The following is a 17,403-nucleotide window of genomic DNA, read 5'->3' as shown; positions in this document are numbered from 1 at the left end:
GCGCGCCTTCGGCTCCGCCGAAGCGACGCGCCGCCGCTACGCGGCGGGAGGGAGCAGCGCTCCGCGCTGCTCGGTCAGCCCCTCCGGGGCTGACGGCCGGTCAACTCCGTTGCCCGGCGCCCGGATCGCTCCGCGATCCGGGACGGAATTCGCTCCGCGAATTCCTGGGGCTGGCTACGAGGGCGGGGTGGGGTCTGCCGGATTTTCGGCGCTCCCCCTGTTCCGCGAATTCCCTGACGCTCTTTCAAGTTCTGGATTCGATATCCCGTTCCTGGAATATCGAATCCGTGGCTAGGCTGCGAATCCGATATTCGACACGTACTCGTAACTGCCGTATTCACTGCCGAGTTCGACGGTCACGTCGCCGAACCAGGCGTCGTCCAGGGCCTGCTCGTCGTCCGCGGCCCAGGCCGCGACCACCGGGTCCCAGCGGCGCACGTTGAGGGCACGGAAGCTCACGACCCGCTGATGGGGACGGCTGACCTGGGACTGGTTGAGAGGGTGGAACTCCACCCGGGTCCCCCGCCCTTCACGGTTGAGACGGCTGGTCAGATACCGCGCCACGTTGTGACGGCGCACCGTCCGGTAGGCCGTCTCGATGCGCTGCAGGTTCTGCTTCGAGGGGCTGCGCTGGCCGGCCAGCCAGGCGTTCAGGGTGCGGTCGGTGACGGTCAGGCCGGCCTCACGGGCCGCGGTGCGGGCGTGGCTGGTGCGGGTGAGGTAGTGCAGCCGGGCCATCAGACCACGGTGCGCGGTAATGGGTGTGGCGATGAATCCAGCGAGCCGGTCGAGTTGGCGGGCGACAGCCTCGTGGCCTTTGATGCCGCGGGCCCCGTACTTGCCGAACTCGATGTTCCTCTCCGGCATTTTCCCCTCCTCCCGTCACCATAACCTCTTGATTACACATTACCGCCATTGGCGCTGCTCTGCAGTGAGTTGGCGGCATTCTCGCGGGATTTTGTTGCTGGAATTCTGGGGGTGATGATGGGGCATGTGTTCGAGCTCTCGCGCGTGCGGGGAGGGATGTGTCGCTTCACAGGACGCTGTCGGGTGTGGCGGGCTAGGTTGTCACAGAAGGCAGTTGGTTGGGTGTTCGGCTGAGCGGCTGCTACCCCTGCAGGATGCTCCGGAGGATGGTCATGGACGTGGGTGCGGTGGCTCGGCCGGAGGTCGATCTCGCGGCGTTCTACGACCATCAGGACGACGCGGTGGACGCCGTCATGCGCGTCTACACCCCCTCCCCCAGGGCGCGGCGGCCGCGGTTTCGCGCGCAGCTGCACATGGCACCAGGGCTGGGCAAGACGTGGGTGGCCGCGCGGGTCGCGGGCCTGGTCGCCGGGCAGGGGTCGCTGCTGATGGTGGTGCCCACACGAGCTCTGCTGGAGCAGACCTACCGGGTCCTGCGCGCCGCCGGGCGCAGCGGCCCGGTGATCGCCGTGTACGCGCGACGAGACGCGGCCCTGCGAGGCGTGCCGGGGGTGATGGTGACGACGGAGCCGCGAGCGGTGGCCTGGCACGCGAACACCTACGCCGCCCAAGGGGACGGTCGGTTCACGGTGCTGGCCACGTACGCGAGCGTGGAAGGCTCGCTGATCGCCGGACACCGCCTGAGTGTGGAGCGGGACGGGGTGGGGCCGCTGCGGGAGTGGGATCTGCTGGTGGCTGATGAGTTCCACCACGCTGAGGCTTCGCAGGTGTGGGGGCGGGTCAACGAGCAGCATCTCGTGCCCGCGCGGCACCGGCTGTCCATGACTGCGACACCACGCCTGCTCGGGGCGGTGCGCTGGGATGAGCAGGGGCGTGTGATCGCCGCTGATCCGGTGGTGCGGCTCTCCGAGCGCAGGCACGGGCCCGTCGCCTACCGGCTGGGGCTTCGGGAGGCGCAGCGGCGGGGGAAGCTCGCGCGCAGTCCGGTGGTGGTGGCCGAGGTTGATGAGGAGCGGCTGCGGGAGCTCGTGGCGGCGCGGGGGCGTGCCGGTGCGGGGGTGCGGGCGGAGCTGCTCACGGCGTCGTTGGGGGCCGTGCTGCGGGCGGCGGGCCGGGCGGGATGCCGGCGGCTGCTGGCCTACCACTCCACCGTGGCCAGAGCCCGCGCGGCCGCCGCGTCCCTGCCCCAGCTCGCGCGAGTCCTGCACGGGCAGGGGACCTCGTCGCCGCGGCGGGTGTGGGCGGTGGCGCTGCACGAGGGGACCCCCGCCGAGGAGCGGCAGCGGGCCTTGGCGGCGTTGGCGGCGGGGACGGATCTGCGGGGGCGGCCGGTGGACCTGGCCGTCGTGTGTTCCGTGCGGCTGCTGAGCGAGGGCGTGGATGTCCCGGCCGTCGACGCCGTCGCCCTGGTCGACCCGCGCGCGGCACAGGGCGACCTGCTGCAGATCGCAGGCCGTGCCGTCCGCTACGACCACGGGAACCCGGACAAGGTGGCGTCGATCATCGTGCCTGTCCTCCACCTCGCCCAGGCGGCCGACGACACGCTGGTCGGGCCGGACTGGGTGCCGGTGATCAACATGCTGCGCGCGCTGGAGTCCTACGAGCCCGACCTCATCGACCAGGAGGACCAGGCCGACGGGGACGGTCATGGAGCGGTCGCGCGGCGGGTGGAGCACGCGGGGCGCAGCACCAGCCGCGGCGCACACCGCGTGCAGCCGCCCGAGGAGGCGCGGCGGCGGGCCGAGGAACGCGCGCGTGAGCTCCAGCAGATGCTCAGCCTCACCCGGAAGCGGGCGGCTGGGGTGGTCGCGGACTGGCTGAAGATCACCGTGCTGTCCGACCCTGTCACCGCTGATGCCGAACGCCTCATGCGGGCTGTTGCCGCCTACCACCAGCGCAACGGGCACCTGCGCGTACCCGTCGACTGGCACGAGAGGCTCCCCGTCGACTACACCCGCACTCCGCTCCTCAAGAAGCCCGAGCACAGGTGGGTGGAGGAGCAGGAGCTCACGCAGGAGCCGTGCCCGGGGCCGGGCCGGGGGTCAGCGCCGCGGCAGGGGCTTGGGGAGAAGCCCCGCCAGGAGCAGGGCCGGGAACGGGCGGACGGCCACGAGCAGGCGGAGGTGCCGGGACGGGAGCAGCGGCGGGATTCCGCAGAGGAGCACAACCAAGGGCAAGGGGAGCAGGCGGAGGGGCACGCGGGGGGCGGGGAGCACACGCGCGGGCCGAAGCTGGCGGAGGGGGAAGGACACGAGCAGGAGCTCACGGAGGCGCAAGGGCAGGGGCAGGAGTCCGTGGTGGGGCCGGAGATCGTGGTCCGGCTGGGGTGGGAACTGGAGCGGGTACGCAGGCAGTGGCGCCGCGACCGCGACGACCTGCGCACCCTCATCGCCGAGCTCGGCCCGGAAGAAGGCCTGGAGGTCTGGCGCGTGCGGCCGCGACGCGTCCCTACGGACCTGACCGCCCTGCTGGGCGAGTACGGGTTCGTGTGGGAACCACGGGCCTCAGCTCGGCAGATCCTGCTCGAGGCCGCCCGGGAGTACGCGCAGCGGTACGGGCATCTGCTGCCCGGCGTTGCGGAGACCATCAGCGTGGACGGGCAGGAGGTGAGGATCGGGAAGCTGCTGAGCGAGTGCCGCAGGCCCGCCTGGGGCACCCGCGAAGAGGAGCGTGAGGCCGCCCGCACGCTCGACGAGCTCGGCGTATGGCGGGTACGGGACGGGTCACCGTGGAACGCCAGCTGGGAGCGGAAGCTCGTCCTGCTCGAGGCCTTCCACGCCCAGGGCGGACGCCGCGGGGAGCTCCTGACCGGGAGCCGGGTCTTCCGCGGGGACGACCTGGGCAAGTGGCTGCGCGACCAACACCGGCGGTGGAAGAAGCTCCACGAGGAACAGCGCCGGGTACTGCTCAAGCTACGCATGGGCCCCGCCACCGGAGACCAGCGCGTCAAGACCGCGGGCGCCGTGCAAGTACCCCGCTCCCGCATCGAGCGGCTGATGGAGATCGCCACCGCCGCACGCCAGCACCTCGACGACGTCGGACCGTTGGTGGGCGAAGACGGTCGGCACCGTGTCCACGACAGCTACCGGCCCCGTGTAGGCGGCGTCCCCGTACAACTCAGGCGTCGGCTGAACGCAGTGCGTGCCCGCTACCACACCTACACCCCCGAACAGCAGGCGCTGTTCACCGGCCTCGACCTCCCCTGGGCGCAGCCCTCTGCAGCTCGCGACAGCGGATAGGCGCAGCACGGCGACGGACAGACAGGGACCGGACAGTAGCGGCTCGGCGTGTGACAGACGCCCTTGGACTGCTGGCCGTCTTGGGCCCCTGCGCTGGCTAGGGGGCGACTTCGGGTGGCCTCGGTTGGCGGGGGTCCGGTCAAGATCGCGCGTGTTGAACCGGCGCCGGAAGGCGGCTCGCATTGGCCCCGTAGGGGCCCGGCTGCTCACGTGGTGGGTGCCGTCAGGTTGGATGGAGATCACTGTGGCTGAGGGAGTGGTCATGTTCGGGGTGCTCGCAATGGCTGCACTGCTCGCGATGGTGGTCCTGTGTGTGAGCTTGGCCAGTCTCGGGCTGCATGGGCTTCTGCTCGGGCGGATGCCGGGAACCTGGCTCCGCCGACGGGTGCACCACCCGCGGTTGTGGGGTGCGGGCGCTGTACTCATCGCGGTCAGCTGGACCACCCGCTCCCCGTCACTGCTCGTCGTGGCAATCGGTCTTGTCGCAGTGGGACACGTGGCCAACCTCGCACCATGATCGGGTCATGGCTGGGTGCCGCACGAGGTCGGCAGCCGGTAGAGGCTCCCCCTGAGAGCGCCGCCGAGCCCGCCTCTGAGCCACTTCAGGGGCATCCCCGATGCCGGGCGGCCGGGCCGTTTCGTCAGCAGGCCATGCCGAGGGTCCTGCGGATCAGTCCCGGAACCGGGCCGGGACGATGCCGTTCTCCATCGCGAAGTCCAGGTCAGCGAACCTCGCCCTGTCGCCCTTGCCGTACTGCCTCACGAACGCCACCAGCTCAGCGGGGTCCTCGGTCGGGGCTGTTCCGGCGGGCCGGGCTCTATGTCTCGAGCAGGTCGGGGACGCTGAACTGGTGGGTCAGGTCGAGGAGCAGGCGGTTTGCCGCTGCACGGCGATCTTCTGGGGAAGCCGCAAGGTCCTGGAGCGGCGCCTCGGTGAGTACAGGCTCAGGGCGCTCGGTGAGGCTGTGCTCGATCTGCCGGTCGTACGGGCTGCCGCGGGAGGCGAGGGCCATGATGTTGCCTGGTGTGATCGCGGTGGCGAGGAGTTGCAGCATGCCGTCGGCTCCGCGTCGGCGGGCATGCACGGCGGCCCCCTCAGTCCACTATCAATTGCAGCAGCTGCGCGCGCAGAGTGTGGTCGTGGAGACCCGCGCGGCGCAGCGGGCGCTGCCCGTACTGCCGACGCTGACCGCCAGCCGCCCCCACGCACGACGCCATGGCCGACAGAACCACGAGTTCTGTCGTGCGTGGTGCAGAACACGTAGGCTTCCAATTATGAAGATATTGATCTCTGTTGACATGGAGGGCATCTCAGGGGTCGTGCATCCCACCGAGACGAAGCCGGATGGCTACGACTACGCGCGTGGCCGGGCGTTAATGACGGCTGAGGCGAACGCCGTGACCGCTGGTGTCCTGGACGCCGAACCCACGGCCGAGGTGCGGATCGCCGACGCGCACGGCCCATTCCGTAACCTGCTGCCTGAGGAACTCGACCGTCGGGCGCACCTGGTCCGTGGCAAGCCGCGCCCCCTGGGCATGCTCGGCGGACTCGACGAACAGACCGACGCCGTCCTGCTAGTCGGCTATCACGCCCGTGCCGGCGGCGGACCAGCCGTGCTGGCACACACCATGAACGACGGCATCCTCGACGTGCGCGTGGGGGGACGTTCTCTGGGCGAGATCGGCCTCAACGCCGCCATGGCCGGACATCTGAACGTACCGGTCGTGCTGCTCAGTGGTGACGATAGGGCCTGCGCCGAACTTCAAGATCTGCTCCCTTCTGCCATCACCGTCGCGGTCAAGCAAGCCCTCGCGCAGGGCGCTGCCGTCGCCCTGCACCCCCAAGAAGCTCGTGAGCGGTTGCGCCATGCGGCCGCCGAGGCCATCTCCCGGCGCACCCAGGTTTCACCGCTGTCTCTTGCCGGACCGCTCGATGTCGAGGTGGACCTCTCCGCGCCGTTCATGGTCGACCTCGCGACCCTCGTGCCAGGGGTCTCACGCCATGAAGGTGGCCGGACAGTCACCTTCACCGCCGCCGACTTTGCCGACGCCTATCGGCTGGTCCTGCTGCTCGCGCAGCTCGCCACCATCAAACCTGGCTAGGATCAGCCGACTTTAGACGCTCTTCTCCGCCATGCAACGTTGCGGACCTGCTACAACGACCGCATCGACATCCCCAGCAGGTGGTCCTTGCGGATTGCCGTGTACAGCTTGACCTTCGACTGCGAGCTACCCATGCGGCCCCTAGCGGCAGCAGCACACCTCACAGTCCCATCGCAAGCCCCCGACTGACGTCAAAAACAAACCGACATCGCAATGTTGGTCGGGCCAGTCACACGGACGGTGGCGTCATCTTCATTCCCCCAGTGTGCCCGCCCCTGTCTTCCACGCTCGGGCGCAGTGGGCAGGCCACGGTGTGGCTCATCGTCCCGGGGGCGGCACCGTCGCCGGCGGCGCCCCTGGGTTATGTACACCACAGCGCAGGTCGACCGAAGTGCTGTCACCCAGTGGCCCGACGGAGCCGAAACCGTCCGTGCCCGCTGGCATCGCCTCGTCCGGACTCGCCGAGCCCGCCTCGGCGCGTGCGGGCAGTGCGGGTCAGGGTGTCAGGTCAAGGACGCGGACCAGCTCACCGCTCCACCAGTCGGGGGCGGTGGTGGCGATGATCGCGCCGTCGGGACGGTGCGGGGTCGGCTGCGCGGCGTACTGGCAGTGTGCCGTCGCCCACGTCTCGTGCCGGGCTACGGCCATGGCGGCCGGGAGGTCCAGGCCGAAGACCGTGATGCCCGGCAGCGCGGCCAGGTGTCCGCCGGGCACGGTCGGCTTCGACGAGCGCGCAGGTGGGGGCGTACAGGTACCAGCCGGCCCTGTGGGCACGGTGGATCAGACGGGAAGCAAGGACGTTGCCGCGGCCAGCGGCGGCCACCGCGGTTTCGTCCAGGACGATGTGCATGGCGTCGCTCACCGGGCGGCCGCCTGGGCCAGCCGACGGTCCAGTTCACTGTCGAGGCCCTGCTCCTCAGCGGGGGTCGGCGCGTAGCCGTCCACTCCTTCAACGCGGCCCGGGCCTGGTCGGCCCGCGCGGCCCGCTCGTCCGGGGTGAGGAGGATTTCGGCGAGCCGGGCCAGGTAGGCGCGCAGCGACTTGCCCTCCGCCGCCGCGAGGGCGGCCAACCGGTCGCGGGCTTCTTCGGGAATGCAGACATTGGCGTCAGGCATCATCGGGCTCCCTCCACACAGTATGGGTACGGGTACGCACCCGTACCGATTACTACTGCGAGGCAGGTGGCGACGGCGTGTGGCCCGCGTCCCACCGCAGCGGCACAACAGTTGCTCTGACCACGTGGTCCTGCGGACTGAGGCGGCGGCTGGCCGCCACGAGGGCTGGCAGGCGTTCGCCCGGTGCCATGACTGCCGCCGTGCCGGGCTCATCCCGACTGGCAGCAGAGCCTGATGCCCCTCTGGGTCTGCTCATAAGAATCAGTGAACTCCCCTGTCGCCCTGACCGCCGCTCCGCTCGGGACTGCCGAGTACGCCCTTCCCACCCCGCTGCTGCATGTGCCCGGCTGGGGCTGGTCACGGCCATGGAGAGAACCACCGGGCCAGGACCGTGCCGGGGTGCACGTCCGTTGATGCCCTCACCCGAGGCGGAGATGTTGCTCAATTTGCTGCATGCAACAGTAAAGTAATCCCAAAGTTCCACACCTGGAACTGGCCATGCAGCAATCGATAGAACGCCGCAGGGCTATGCCTGTGCCCGAAAATGGGCATCAATAATACTTTTATCCCATATAGCATCTGCCCTTTTCGTGGATTATTCTCACGAAAAGTGTAGTTCTGTTACGCGAACGTCTCTGACTGGAAACCGATAGTTGACATATGCCATCGCAACCCGGCTAGATGGCTGTCGCAATGATCTCGATTCAGCGATTTCGAATACGGCCGCGAGAGGTTACAGTTCTAATGGGGCGACGACGAATTCCCCTCTTAGGGGGAATCAGCCGACTCATCAAGAAGGTGACTGGACTGAGTTTGGATGTCGTCAACGTCAGGGCCAGGCTCGATCTAGATCCGACCGTCGTGCGATTCTGTACCGAGATGCGCGAGGTCGATGTCAGCAGCACTACTGGCTTAGTGCAATTGGTGAAGCATGTGCAGGGCAGAGAGCCGCTTAGTCGAACAAACTGCCATTCAGAGCCGCTTCACACGCTCTCCGGCTATCTCGGCGCGCACCTCGGTATTTCTGTAGACTCGTTCGACACGATGCAGGAGTTGCGTGACAAGTACCGGATATGCAGCCTGTTGCGTGGACACGATGTGCGGACGATCGCAGCGCAAATCGTCACGATCGAGCAGGAAATTCACAACTTCGTCGAACGGCACAGCGATGCGGTAGTAAAGTCGAGAAACGGTGGAGACAGCGCCGTCGGCGTCCGCTTCGTCCACGGCGCCGAGAACGCCGCAACGGCCTGGAAATGGGCCTCGGTGATCGGTCTGTCGGAGATACCGGCTGAGGAGATCATCGAAGCTGCCGACGTGTCCCCCACGCACATCCCTCTCGCTGCAACGACCAAGGAATTCTTCCCCGGTTCAGTGGAGCTGGGGCATGCCGTGCCCGCCCCACTTGCCGAGCGGCAGTACGACGAAGCGGCCCGGCTGGTCCGCACCGTTCTCGACGCGGCGGGCCTCGCGTGGGGCCCCTCGCACACGGAGATCATCTTGACGGCGCAGGGCCCCGAACTGGTCGAATCACACAGCCACCGGGCTGGTGGGCACGTCAACGAGCTCGTGCGTCTGGTCTACGGAATCGACATGGAGCGACTGGCTTTTGAGCTCGCCGCCGATGACGGTACTCGCCTGCCTGAGATTCCGCTGGCGACAAATAATGCCGCCATTCTGATCGCCGAACATGGCGGTATTCAGGACATCAGCGGCGTCTCTTCGGTTGCGGCCGATCGGAACGTGCCAGAGTCGAGATCTCCACGAGCCCCGGCGAAGTCTCCTGCGAAACTCCGGTAGCCGGGAGACTACGTCATCACCCTGGGAACAAACGTCGGCGACCCCATGGCGCGCCACTCTCCACGCCTCACAGATCCAGATCCGAAGCTTCGACGGCGGCCTATATTCCTGCGGAAAGGTATTCACGGAGGAAGAAGTCACGCATTCGACGCATTCAACGCGCCGATGACAGCAAGGAAGTAGTGGACATCCGCATGCAGAATCCAGTGGATCCCACCGAAATGAGGGAGTCACCGAAGGTGCACGAGAATATACCCCACCCGCTGAAAATTTCCCGCGCGGTGCTGATTGGCATCATCACTGGGGGAGTCTCCCAAGAGCGCGACCGTTCGCTGCTCTCAGGTCGGACCGTCTACGAATCCCTTCTCACCCAAGGGTATCGGGTCAAGCTCATCGACTCGGCTACTCCGGATTTCGTCGAGCAGGTGAGAGAGGTTGACATCGCCTTCCTAGCGATTGCTGGCCAATACGCCGAGGACGGCAAGCTACAGGGCCTGCTTGAAATGCTACGCATCCCCTACACCGGGTCGGGCGTCATGGCCAGTGCGCTGGGCATGAACAAGACCGCTCTCAAGTCGTTCGTGGGGGCTCACGGCGTACCCATTCTCGGCCACGCCGAATTCGGCTCGAATGACTCGTCCGACGCCCTGGCCAAGGAGGTCGCAGACACCGTAGGTCTGCCGGTCATGATCAAGCCGGTCTCTGAAGGGGGCAGCGTGGGCATGTCTATCGCGTCCGACCTTCCTGAGCTGCGCGATCTGATCGAGTCGGTCGGCCAGAGCGGCCAGCAATTTTTTGCAGAGCGCTACTGCCCCGGTCGCTCGATCACAGTGGGTGTCCTGGAGGGCCCTGCCGGTCCCCAGGCCCTTCCACCTCTGGAGGCCAGGACCATGGGTGAGTTCTACGACTACGAGACCAAGCGCAACCCAGCCCTGCACAGCTACGAGTGCCCGGCCTCCCTGGACGAGGACATCCGCACCCGGCTCGCTGACATCGCGGTCGCAGTCCACAAGGTGCTGAACTGCATCGGCTACTCGCGTACAGATTTCATCGTCGACGAGAACGGCGTGGAGTACTTCCTGGAGGTCAACACCCTCCCCGGTCTCTCCCGAACCGGAAACCTCGCGACGATGGCCCAGGCCCAGGGGATCGACTACGACAGCCTAGTGCGGCTCATCCTCGAGTCCGCCGCTGCACGCGAGGGGTACGTGGCATGAACGAAGGAAACGATTCGGCGGTGGCTCTCACAGAGCACCACGTCACGCACGCGGCTCAGTTACTCAACGGTGTCGCCGTCCGCACTCCGATGCTCTCCTCCCGCGCCATCGACCGCCTGACCGGCGTCACCGGGAAGTTCAAGGCCGAACTGTTCCAGCACACCAACGCGTTCAAGTTCAGGGGGGCGTACAACCACGTGATGGGGTTGTCCCCTTCGTCCCGCGCCCGGGGAGTCGTCGGCGCCTCCTCCGGAAACCACGCCATGGCGCTGGCGCTGACGGCCCGGCTTCTGGGCATTCACGCCACGGTCGTGGTCCCGGAGGACTGCCCGCAGACCAAGATCGCCGCCATCGCGGCCGACGGAGCGGACATCGTCCGCTACCACCGGGAAACCGACGAGCGGGACAAGATCGTCGCGGAGATCGCCGAGGAGACCGGCGCCCACGTCGTTCCTTCGTCTGACGCGTACTCTGTCATGGCGGGCAACGGCACGGTGGCGCTGGAGATGCTGGAGGACGACCCCGAGCTGGACACCCTGTTCGTGCCGCTTGGAGGCGGGGGCATCGCTGCTGGCTGCGCCACCATTGCCAAGGCACTCAAGCCAGGCATCGGCGTGATCGGAGTCGAGCCCGAGGGCGCCAACGACACCTACGTCTCCTGGTGCAGGGGCGAGCGGTCGACCATCTCGCGAGTCTCCACCATTGCGGACGGACTACGCCATCAGACGCCGAGCTCCCGAGCCCTCGCGGTCAACACGCGGCTCCTAGACGACGTTGTGCTGGTCAGCGACAGCGAGATCGCGGAAGCGATGCGGCTGGCCTTCACCCACCTCAAGGTGGTGCCAGAGCCTAGCGGGGCCTGTGCCATGGCTGCAGTGATTGCCGGCCGGCATCTGCGCGGCGTGAAACGAGCCGGCGTGGTGCTGTCCGGAGGCAACGTCGACTGGAGCAACTTCCGCACGCTCGCGGATCTCGGAAGCCGCTCTGACGACCTCAGTGCCTTGGCCTGCTGACAGTCCCCGGAAACAATCAACGTGTCGTCAAGACTGAGAGAGATCGAAGATGACTGAGCAGCGGGAAAGGCTTCTCTTTGTCCATGGCCCCGGCGGCCCCCAGCCGTCCTGGTACCTGCCCCGGCTGAGCGGAACGTACCGGCTGCGGGTCCTCTGGCGCCCCAGCGGCGATCCCATGTCCGACGCTGCCCTGGCGAAAAGCTTTGGCCAACACGGCGAAAGCGTCGCAGTCGACCCGGACACCTCATGGGGCCCACTCCTCCTCGAACAAGCTACCGACTGGAAACCCGACGGAATCCTGGCCTTCAGCGAACTCGTTGCTGCGGACTGCCATGCGGCGGCCGCGAAAATGGGCCTTCCCGGCGCACCGGTCCACGCCGCTCAAAGACTCCGCAGCAAACACAGCCAGCGCACGCTGATGGCCGCCGCGGGAATCCCCATGCCAGCGTTCCGCTGTGTCGGCACTCTTGAGGAGCTCCGCGATGCCGCCGAGCGCGTTGGTCTGCCAGCGATCCTCAAGCCGGTGGTGGGGGTGGGCAGCGCAGCGACGTACCCCGTCGACCAGGCTACCGATCTCGCTGCCCTCTGGCGGACCGCCGAACGCGCCTACCTCTCCGACCTCCGAGGCAACGGACAGATGTCCTTCATCCTGGAGGCACGGCTGTTCGGACGGAACCAACACGGCGACGAGCGCTTCGGCGACCAAGTCAGTGTCGAGTCCGTCGTATGCGATGGACGGGTCTACCACCTGACCGTCACGGATAAGCTCCCGCTCGAACGGGACTTCCGGGAAACCGGTGACATCTCACCGTCGAGCCTGCCCTCCTCCATGCAGGAGGAACTGCGTCAGATCAGCACGGCCGCCATCCATGCCCTTGACCTCGACAACTCGGCCGTCCACACGGAGTTCAAGCTGACACCCGATGGCCCGCGCGTCATCGAGGTCAACGGCCGCATCGGCGGCGGCGTGACCGAGCTGTTGCACTACTCGGCCGACTACGATGTCGTGGCCGAGTTGGCTGCCGTAGCCGTGGGCAGAGCCCACCTTCCCGTCCCGCAGCACCGCCGCCATGCCGCATTCCTCACCCCTCAGCCTCCCCACACTGCGACGCATGTCGCCCGCGCGCCGGAGGTGGCTCGCCTGTTGTCCCTGCCCGGTGTGGTGAGCGCGGAAGTCCTCTGCCGGGCCGGAAGTCCCACCGACTGGCGCCGCGGCACGTCGGCGAACCTGGCCCGCGTCTTCGCCGTCGCCGAGGACACCGACGACCTCCTTGCGACGCACGAGGCGCTCAACTCCGACGACTGCTTCGCTTTCACCCACGAGCGAAGCGCGCGGGTATCCCGGTGAGTAGGGACGTGCCGACCCCCGAGCGCACCGTTTACCCGCAGTATGTTCGATGTCCGCCCGGGTCGGGAAGAAACTGGTCCTACCACCCACCCGGACGTCGCGCCGCTTGCCGTGACCACGCTCCTGCACCCGTAGATTCCGACGATCTGCGTGAAGTAGGTGGAATATTTGGGTCAGGCTGACGATCTCCGGGCTGGTCAGTCCCCAGGTTGGGGTCCCCTTCGGTCGCTTGTCCGACCGCGTGGGCCCCCTAGGTCTACTGCATGCCTTCCGGTTTTCCAGCGAGCCGCGGGCTTCCCGCACACCTTCGGCTGTTCGTCTTTGGTGCCTTGTGCTTCGGCCGCCGCCGCGATGGACGGCGTGCCCGCGGTTCCGCCAGCCGAGCACATGACGCCCGTCAGCCTCTGGCTTTGCCTGCGCGACGGACCTTTCGCCTCGGTCGTCGTGGTGACCTCGACCCTTCAGCTCCACTACGCGTGGCGGCGCGTTGGATAACGGAGTTGACGGCGGGTCACCTACGAGAACGCCCTCCACTCAACACGAACTGCCCTGACCCGAGCCGCATAGACATGATCAAGATCTGGGGCCTAGGCCCAACTGTAAGTTTCAAGTACCGCAAGAGAGCCTTACAACGCTAGGGGGAGCACCATGTCCATTGTCTCGATGAGACGGGCCGCAAGGGAGAGTGTCGCCGGGCTCCCCCGCGAGTTCTGGTGGCTCTGGACCAGCACCTTGGTCAATAGGCTCGGGGCTTTCGTCGCCACATTCATGGCCTTGTACCTGACCCTGGACCGGGGCTACTCGGCCTCCTACGCGGGACTTGTGGCCGCCCTGTTGGGCCTCGGCAGTGTCGTCTCCTCGTTCGGTGCGGGGGTAATGACGGACCGGATCGGGCGCCGCCCCACCCTGCTGATCGCCCAGGCATCGACCTCGGTGTCGGTAGCGGTGCTCGGCTTCATGGAGAACCCGGTGGCGATCGCGGGCGTGGCCTTCATGGTCGGCATGGCGTCCAGCGCCTCGCGGCCCGCCGTGCAGGCCATGATGGCGGACATCATCCACCCTGAGGACCGGGTCCGTGCCTTCGCCCTGAACTACTGGGCGATGAATTTGGGCTTCGCCCTCTCCTCGGCGGGCGCCGGATTCATCGCGCAGTACAGCTATCGCGCGGGCTTCCTGGCGGAGGCCGCGCTGACGATGATCTGCGCGGTGCTGGTCTTCCTGAAGCTGCCGGAGTCACGGCCCGAGCGCTCCCACCTAAAGGCCGAAGGAAACCTTCCGGTGCCGGATGTCAACATGCGTACGGTCCTAGGGGACGGCCGCTTCATGGGCGTGGTCGGGCTGTCCTTCCTGATGTCGCTGATCTTCGCTCAGTCGTCTGTGGGCCTGCCGGTGGCGATGGGCGAGGCCGGCTTCTCGGCCTCCGACTTCGGTCTCACCATCGCGGTCAACGCCATTCTGATCGTTGCGCTGCAGATCCCGGTCACCCGCTTCATAGAGCACCGCGACCCGCAGAATCTGCTCGTCCTCTCTGCGCTGACCGCGGGTTACGGATTCGGGCTCACCGCCTTCGCGGGCTCGATCGGCTTCTTCGCACTGACTGTGTGCGTGTGGACACTCGCCGAGATCATCAACTCCCCCACCCAGATGGGTCTGGTGGTCCGCCTCTCGCCGGTGCAGGGACGCGGCCACTACCAGGGCGTCTACACCGTGTCCTGGTCGGTGGCGGCCCTGGTGGCCCCGCTGATGGCTGGCTTTGTGATCGACCGCTTCGGTGCGGACTGGCTGTGGGGCGTCTGCGCGGTGCTCGGCACCATCGCCGCAGCCGGGTACTGGGCGCTGATGCGGGACTTGCCGACGGAGGACTCGGCGGCGTCGGCCGAGGCTCCGGTAGCCACCGAGACTCCGGCGCCGCGCTGAAGTACGACCAGAACAGGTTCCAGCCTGAATCCAACGGACGGATTTCGACGAAGCCACAGCCTGACAGCCTGGTTGGTAGCACAGGCCCTGGGCACCGGTCTTGAGCGCCTGCCGCGGTCAGCCGACCCGAAGAGTCACCCCGCGCCGACCGAAGAATGTCTCGAACACCTCGGCGGGCAGCAGTCCGTACCGTGCTTCCTCGGTGTGGCCGGACGGGTTGCGAAAGTGGACGCCTCGGCTGTCCCGCCCAATGACCAGAACGAGATGCCCGCCCCGCCCCGGAGCCGGCAGCGAAGGCCGGCGGATCTCCTTGTGCACCGAGGCCAGCACCATCCCACCGTGGTCCAACTCCTCACTCAGCTCCCGAAGGGACAGTGCGGGATGTACAGCACCGTCGAGTTGGTGCACCTCACGCACGTACTGCAGGAAAGGCGCGTACAGGAGACCGAGGACACTTCCGTCCTCCTTCGGCTGGTAGGCGCCGCGAGCGATGCCGTCGCGCATGAGGTGCTGCAACGGCGGCACCGACTGCCCCCTGTGCGCCAGCACCATCTGGAGACAGGTCATCCCGCAGGACCTCCGCGACCAGAACCCGTACTCCTTCCGGCTGTCGGCTCCCGACCGCCACCACAAGGGGTCATCCGCCGGGTCCGCCCCCTCGTACGCGATGGCTGCGATGAACTCCGGCGACTGGTACTGGGTGACAGCGGGCACGGGATGATGGACGTTCCCCGCCCGCGGCACCCCCGTGGCGTGACAGGGCCCGCACCGATCACGCGGGTGTTTAGCGCCTGACAGAACACCGCGCCCCAAGATCGCCTCACTCACACGCCCAGGCTATATCGTCCCATCGCTCGACAGCGGTGGCCATCTCGGCCTCCTACCGGCGTCCGTAGATCATCAGCGAGCTGCGGGCGCCGCTCGCCAGCGGTGAGCCCGGCACACCGGCTCGTTGCCCGAGTTGATCCACGGGCGTTCACAGCCCGAGACCCGGCAGTTCTCGGTACCCAGGTGGAGATGCCGCGAGGTGCGGGGAACCCTGACGAACTCCTCCACAGGCATGCCGGACTTCCGGTGCCGGCTGTAGCAGGTGCTGCACAGCTTCTTCCCGCGCACCGGCGACTCGCAGTTCGGCACCGGACAGCGCCTGCCGCCCATGGTGGGATGGCCTGTCGGCGTCATCACGCGACGCTCGGCGTTCCAGCCCGCCTCGGCAAGGAACTCCTCGCTGATCATGGACCACAGGAAGGCGGTCACCTCGGCATCGGATGCGTCCGTTCCCGGGGCCGGAGACGTGACCACGGGCGTGAGCATGCGACTCATCGGGCACCCCCGGTGAACTCGCGGGGCGAGGGCACCGCGTCCACCGCGTCCCGCAGGCGGTCCGGAGCCGGTGTCAGGTACGGCTCCGCGCTGGACAGCCGGGAGTGGTCCAGCAGCGCGGTGATCTCGTCCTGCCCACCGCCCGCGTCCGCGAGATTGCTGCCCGCCGCCCGGCGCAGCATCCGCGGTGTGACGTTCCGGCTCAGCCCGGCACGCTTCGACAGCCGCCCGAACAACTCGGTGATCGAGTCGGGGGTCATCGGGGCGCCGAGCGGCTCGGCGAACAGGTTCACCAGCACGAAGTCGCTGCCGGGGCCGTGCGGCAGCGCCATCCGCTCCATCACGTACTGGTCGTAGGCGAGGACCACCAGACGGTCGACAGGCTTCCAACGGCCCGGCGCGGCGGTCGGCTGCCGCTTGGCCCAGGCCCCGTTGGCGGGGTGAGCGTCGGCGGGGTTCGGGGCGGGTGTGGCCTTTCGGGGCGCGGCTCGCTATGGGGGTTGAGGTGGGGTTTGTCTTCGTGGCGGCCTGGCTTGGTGGTCGGGGTGTGGGCCGACGCCGACGTGCGGGAGGGGCACACGGTGCTGGAGATCGGCACCGGGACCGGCTACTCCACCGCACTGGCCTGCCAGCGCCTCGGCTCCGGCGGCATCACCTCGATCGAGATCGACAGCGGCCGGCTCCAGACGGCCGCGGGCGCGCTGTCCGACTGCGGCTTCGCCCCGACCCTGGCCGTGGCCGACGGACTGTACGGGTACTGGCCCGAGGCCCCCTTCGACCGGATCGTCGCCGCCTGTTCCTTCCGCGCCGTCCCGCCCGCCCTGATCGCACAGACCCGGCCCGGCGGGAAGATCCTGCTCACCCTGTCCGGCTGGCTCCACGGCTACGCCCGCGTCCTGCTGACCGTGGACCGGGACGGCACCGCCCACGGGCCGCTGCTGGGCGGCACCATCTCCTTCATGTCCGCACGCACCCACGCCGCCCCCGCCTTCGGCAACCCCGCCCACTGGGCCGCCGAGCTGCCCGAGACGGCCCGCCGGACCCAGCACGGACCGCAATGGCTCAGCGCCGCCACCAAGGAAGCCTTCCACCTGCGCTTCCTCGCCCAAAGCACCATCCCCAACGCACAGATGACCTACGTAGGACAGGCAGTGCACCTGATCGACGTCACCACCGGCTCCGCTGCCATCCTCACCCCCCCACGACGACGGCGGATGGGCCGTGCGCGAGGCCGGCCCGGTCAAGCTGTGGGAACGCATCGAGCACCTCCTGGACGCCCACCACGCGGCCGGGCGGCCAGGACCTGAAACCTTCACCCTCCGCGTCCACGAGGGCGGGCAGCACCTGCAGCACCCACACCTGCCGCCCCTGCACCTGCCGCAGCCCTGAAACGGCCCGCAC

General features: G+C 67.8%; 12 protein-coding genes and 3 pseudogenes. 8 read left to right on the top strand and 7 right to left on the bottom strand.

Features of this window, described 5'->3' with window-relative positions:
* Window positions 1–291: 291 nt before the first annotated feature.
* On the bottom strand, window positions 292–867 hold the full coding sequence (locus tag AC07GB_RS35425; RefSeq protein WP_478852868.1) for a transcriptional regulator: 576 nt from the start codon (window positions 865–867) through the stop codon (window positions 292–294).
* A 272-nt stretch (window positions 868–1,139) separates the two neighbouring features.
* On the opposite strand from AC07GB_RS35425, the gene AC07GB_RS35420 reads away from it, so the two are divergent.
* Window positions 1,140–4,166: a DEAD/DEAH box helicase gene (locus tag AC07GB_RS35420; protein ID WP_478852866.1), complete on the top strand. Its 3,027-nt coding sequence runs from the start codon at window positions 1,140–1,142 to the stop codon at window positions 4,164–4,166.
* A gap of 818 nt (window positions 4,167–4,984) precedes the next feature.
* On the opposite strand, the gene AC07GB_RS35415 is transcribed toward AC07GB_RS35420, so the two are convergent.
* Entirely contained in the window at window positions 4,985–5,221 is a 237-nt protein-coding gene (locus tag AC07GB_RS35415) for a hypothetical protein (RefSeq protein ID WP_478852864.1), read from the bottom strand.
* A 220-nt stretch (window positions 5,222–5,441) separates the two neighbouring features.
* On the opposite strand from AC07GB_RS35415, the gene AC07GB_RS35410 reads away from it, so the two are divergent.
* Window positions 5,442–6,269, top strand: a complete 828-nt coding sequence (locus tag AC07GB_RS35410; RefSeq protein ID WP_478852862.1) for a M55 family metallopeptidase — start codon at window positions 5,442–5,444, stop codon at window positions 6,267–6,269.
* A 495-nt stretch (window positions 6,270–6,764) separates the two neighbouring features.
* Here the strand turns inward: AC07GB_RS35410 and AC07GB_RS35405 are convergent.
* Both AC07GB_RS35405 and AC07GB_RS35400 read right to left on the bottom strand, forming a co-directional pair.
* Window positions 6,765–7,119 (bottom strand): annotated as a pseudogene (locus AC07GB_RS35405) (PIN domain-containing protein).
* Window positions 7,120–7,127: 8 nt separating this feature from the next.
* A pseudogene (locus AC07GB_RS35400) lies at window positions 7,128–7,384 on the bottom strand (hypothetical protein).
* Window positions 7,385–8,197: 813 nt separating this feature from the next.
* On the opposite strand from AC07GB_RS35400, the gene AC07GB_RS35395 reads away from it, so the two are divergent.
* The 5 genes from AC07GB_RS35395 (at window position 8,198) to AC07GB_RS35375 (ending at window position 14,679) form a co-directional block, all read left to right on the top strand.
* Entirely contained in the window at window positions 8,198–9,184 is a 987-nt protein-coding gene (locus tag AC07GB_RS35395) for an ATP-grasp domain-containing protein (protein WP_478852860.1), read from the top strand.
* A gap of 182 nt (window positions 9,185–9,366) precedes the next feature.
* Window positions 9,367–10,401 carry a D-alanine--D-alanine ligase family protein gene (locus AC07GB_RS35390; RefSeq protein ID WP_478852858.1) on the top strand — a complete coding sequence of 345 codons (1,035 nt, stop codon included), beginning with the start codon at window positions 9,367–9,369 and terminating at the stop codon, window positions 10,399–10,401.
* A complete protein-coding gene (locus AC07GB_RS35385; protein WP_478852856.1) occupies window positions 10,398–11,414 on the top strand; it encodes a threonine ammonia-lyase in 1,017 nt (338 codons plus the stop codon). The genes AC07GB_RS35390 and AC07GB_RS35385 overlap by 4 nt, the downstream gene beginning before the upstream one ends.
* A gap of 49 nt (window positions 11,415–11,463) precedes the next feature.
* Window positions 11,464–12,762: an ATP-grasp domain-containing protein gene (locus AC07GB_RS35380; protein ID WP_478852854.1), complete on the top strand. Its 1,299-nt coding sequence runs from the start codon at window positions 11,464–11,466 to the stop codon at window positions 12,760–12,762.
* 648 nt (window positions 12,763–13,410) lie between these two features.
* On the top strand, window positions 13,411–14,679 hold the full coding sequence (locus tag AC07GB_RS35375) for an MDR family MFS transporter (protein ID WP_478852852.1): 1,269 nt from the start codon (window positions 13,411–13,413) through the stop codon (window positions 14,677–14,679).
* Window positions 14,680–14,796: 117 nt separating this feature from the next.
* On the opposite strand, the gene AC07GB_RS35370 is transcribed toward AC07GB_RS35375, so the two are convergent.
* The 3 genes from AC07GB_RS35370 to AC07GB_RS35360 all read right to left on the bottom strand — a co-directional run bounded on the left by AC07GB_RS35370 (window position 14,797) and on the right by AC07GB_RS35360 (window position 16,370).
* Window positions 14,797–15,393 carry a cysteine peptidase family C39 domain-containing protein gene (locus tag AC07GB_RS35370; protein WP_478852850.1) on the bottom strand — a complete coding sequence of 199 codons (597 nt, stop codon included), beginning with the start codon at window positions 15,391–15,393 and terminating at the stop codon, window positions 14,797–14,799.
* A 186-nt stretch (window positions 15,394–15,579) separates the two neighbouring features.
* Window positions 15,580–15,993, bottom strand: a complete 414-nt coding sequence (locus AC07GB_RS35365; RefSeq protein WP_478852848.1) for a hypothetical protein — start codon at window positions 15,991–15,993, stop codon at window positions 15,580–15,582.
* A 5-nt stretch (window positions 15,994–15,998) separates the two neighbouring features.
* Window positions 15,999–16,370, bottom strand: a complete 372-nt coding sequence (locus tag AC07GB_RS35360) for a tyrosine-type recombinase/integrase (protein ID WP_478852846.1) — start codon at window positions 16,368–16,370, stop codon at window positions 15,999–16,001.
* 147 nt (window positions 16,371–16,517) lie between these two features.
* Here AC07GB_RS35360 and AC07GB_RS35355 point away from each other — a divergent pair.
* Window positions 16,518–17,391: pseudogene (locus tag AC07GB_RS35355) on the top strand (methyltransferase domain-containing protein); the annotation flags it as partial.
* Between the last annotated feature and the right edge of the window lie 12 nt (window positions 17,392–17,403).

The organism is Streptomyces sp. NPDC045778 (assembly GCF_056431945.1).
The sequence above is the reverse complement of the archived record's forward strand: the minus strand, read 5'-3'. Positions and strand labels throughout refer to the sequence as shown.